2 protein-coding genes are annotated in these 3,114 nt (G+C 39.7%); one reads left to right on the forward strand and one right to left on the reverse strand.

From position 1 onward, the window contains the following. Positions 1-21: 21 nt before the first annotated feature. Positions 22-2,157 (reverse strand): alpha/beta hydrolase, encoded by a 2,136-nt coding sequence (locus tag NJ959_RS27665; protein WP_254014980.1) that lies wholly within the window; start codon positions 2,155-2,157, stop codon positions 22-24. Between the two features lie 165 nt (positions 2,158-2,322). Here NJ959_RS27665 and hisA point away from each other — a divergent pair, with 165 nt between their 5' ends. Continuing rightward, a complete protein-coding gene (hisA, locus tag NJ959_RS27670) occupies positions 2,323-3,096 on the forward strand; it encodes a 1-(5-phosphoribosyl)-5-[(5-phosphoribosylamino)methylideneamino]imidazole-4-carboxamide isomerase (protein WP_254014981.1) in 774 nt (257 codons plus the stop codon). Positions 3,097-3,114 lie beyond the last annotated feature (18 nt).

A 3,114-nucleotide genomic window follows, 5' to 3' on the forward strand; every position in this document is an offset into this window, starting at 1 on the left:
CTCCCCACTCCCTACTCCCTCTTAATTAAGCATTTCCCAGCGGACTTTTTTGCGATCGCGTCCTAAAATATCTACAGCATATCTTTCTGATGAGAGAATCACCTGAATTTTTTTATTTTGACATTTTTCCGATAGATAAAATAAAGCAGACTGACGCATCAGTATTTTCTGCTGGTTTCTTAATTCTATAAGTTCTTCTTCTAATCTCTTTAATTGCTCTTGTACTTCTGAGTTAGCATGTTGTCTGATGGTTAAACATTGCCTTTCACACTGATTAATTGCTTCCTCTAATTCAGTCAACTTGGTTTGGTTAACTGGAGTAGTTAAAGCTTCTGGAATTAATGAATCGAGAAATCCACCGAAGCCAAAAAATGCCAATCTGTACATGAGAGCTTGACAAAATTCTCCCTGAAAGTAACCGCCGTGAGTATCCTTGCCCCCGAAAGCATTAGCAAGGATTAGACGGAGGTAATAGAGTAACTGAGGTTCCCATTTCCCTCTTGCTATTGTTAGCAATCGATATGGCGTTGAGTTAGAGTTTTGACCTAAATCGGTGTAGTCAGTACAGTCAAAATAAGTAAATAAACTGTAAACTTTTTCTCGATTTCCTATTTGACTTATGTAGAATTCTGCTTGCATTTCTTTCAGTGATTGGGACAGATTAAACGAATCAACAAATAGATGATCTAAGGAAAAAGAATAAGGCGGTTTTTTCTTCACTTTGTCTAGGTTGACAATCCCATATTTTTCTGTATCTCTGATGGCAAGATTACCGAGACGGTAACCACTGGCACGACGGCGTGCAGGAAAGGAAAAATAGTTAGCGAAACTAGAAGCAAGTCTTAAGGCTAAATCTCCTTCATTACTAAAGAGATAGGTTTCTTCAAAGCGACGGAGTGCGGATTGAAGGACATTAGCTCTCCCTGATAAAATAGTATTGATGGGAATATCTGGCGCGATTAGCACGAGTCTTCCCAATCGGAAGACTCGACCAATTTTAGGGCTGGGTAATTTATTAGTTAATCCCAGGGTTCCGATGGATCTGCTATCGAAAACATCTGATAATATTCGAATGACATCGGCAAGGAGATATCCACCCATACTATGACCGATAAAGCTCAGTTTGATGCGGTTTTTATACTGCCAGTAGTTTTTAGATTGGGTTTCTAAAAAGGCAATTACTCCGTCTCTTAACTCAATAAATTGGACATCAGTTTCTAGTTCGATAATTTTAGTTGCTATAGTGGCTATTTCTATTTGCGATCTGGGGAATTTCCTCAGATCTACAGTACGCTCTTTGCAGTAATCTTGAACTACTCTCGCACAAATAATGTCTAGCTCATTTGATGTTTGTAGGTGAAGTTTAACTTTTTGGCTGAGTAGGGTTGTCAATTGTTCGAGAGAGGATCTAACTTGTGCGATGTCTTTTGCGATCGCTTTACTGACTATGGCTCGATCTAACTGACGGATGAATTCTACCAAATCAGGAACGCCAAAATGAGTGGCACGATAAGTATCTCGAAAGTAACCGGATAATCTTAATAAGACAAAGGTTAAAATACATAGAAATAAAGTCAAAAAAGTTACTAAAATTATCCATCCCATCCAACCAAATAGACTATTGAAGAAAAAAGGGTAGCTCTGGGGCAGTAATAAGAGGATAACTGCTACTATACCCATGAGGAAAATACCTCTTTGCAAAAGTGGTAATGCTGTGAAAGCTGGGATGAGTTTATCTTTTAATAAGTCTCCATTACTACCATTTAGAGGTTCCGACGGCCAGCGATAGCCGATATACATTAAGTTGTTTCCCAGATCCGGTGGTAATTGTTCGCTATCACGATCAATATAGTTATGAATTTCTTCAAAACGTTTGATTGATGCGGCTTTACTATTACTAAACCCATGAATCGATATGACAAGTTCTATATAATCTAATTTGTTATTAACAAATTGATCTACTTTCTGGTAAAGTGATGTAGCAATTTCATCTATAGTCTTTTCTTGGTATGGTTCTGTTCCTGGTATTTGTTCTCCAGAAGATGCGAAATTATCTCCTTCTACGTTAATGGGGGCATTACTGACAACAAAGTAGCCGGGAACTTTGGGGGATTGAACTTTACCTAGTCTAAAAATAGAAAATAAAAAGTTATTCATGGAAAATGGAAAATGGGGAATGGAACAGCGGATGCCCTATCGGGGAATTAGCAATTAGCAATTACTAGGGCATTAATGTATGTTAATCTTAATCCTAAACCTGTCTCACGGAAGTAGACACTGGTTCTTTGTCAACTCAATAAGTGTAAATTAGGATAATAAACGATGGAAGTGATTCCGGCAATTGATTTACTTGAAGGTCGCTGTGTGCGATTGTATCAGGGAGACTATTCCCTTTCGGAAGTCTTTAGCGAAAACCCGGTTGATGTGGCACTACAATGGGTTGAGCAAGGAGCAACACGACTCCATCTTGTTGACTTAGATGGAGCAAAAGTTGGTCATCCTGTCAATACCAAAACTATTGAAACAATTGTCCGGGCGATTAGGATACCTGTGCAAGTGGGAGGGGGATTGCGCGATCGCACTGGTGTTGCTCAACTCTTAGATATTGGTGTTCGCCAAGTTATTTTAGGCACAGCGGCTGTAGAAAATTATCCATTAGTGGAACAGTTGTGTGCTGAATTTGCCGGGAAAATTATAGTGGGAATTGATGCTCGGAATGGACGGGTTGCTACTCGCGGTTGGGTGGAAACATCAGATGTTGCAGCTACAGATCTCGCTCAACAAATGGCTAAGTTGGGAGTAGCAGCTATTATTTATACGGATATTCACCGGGATGGTACGCTTGCTGGACCTAATCGAGATGCTCTGCGGGAACTTGCGAGTAGCATTTCTATTCCCATTATTGCATCTGGTGGTATTAGTTCGATTACTGATTTGTTAAGTTTGTTAGCATTGGAACCTTTGGGAGTTACAGGAGTCATTGTTGGGAAAGCCTTATATACTGGAAATGTTTCTCTAAAGGAAGCAATTCAAGCTGTGGGTAGCGGAAGGCTTCAGGATGTTCCCCCAGATTTAGGATTTTCTACCTTTGCTTAAATGGGGAGTGGGGAGTGG

The sequence above is a fragment of the Limnofasciculus baicalensis BBK-W-15 genome (genome assembly GCF_024178385.1).
GTDB lineage: Bacteria > Cyanobacteriota > Cyanobacteriia > Cyanobacteriales > Coleofasciculaceae > Limnofasciculus > Limnofasciculus baicalensis.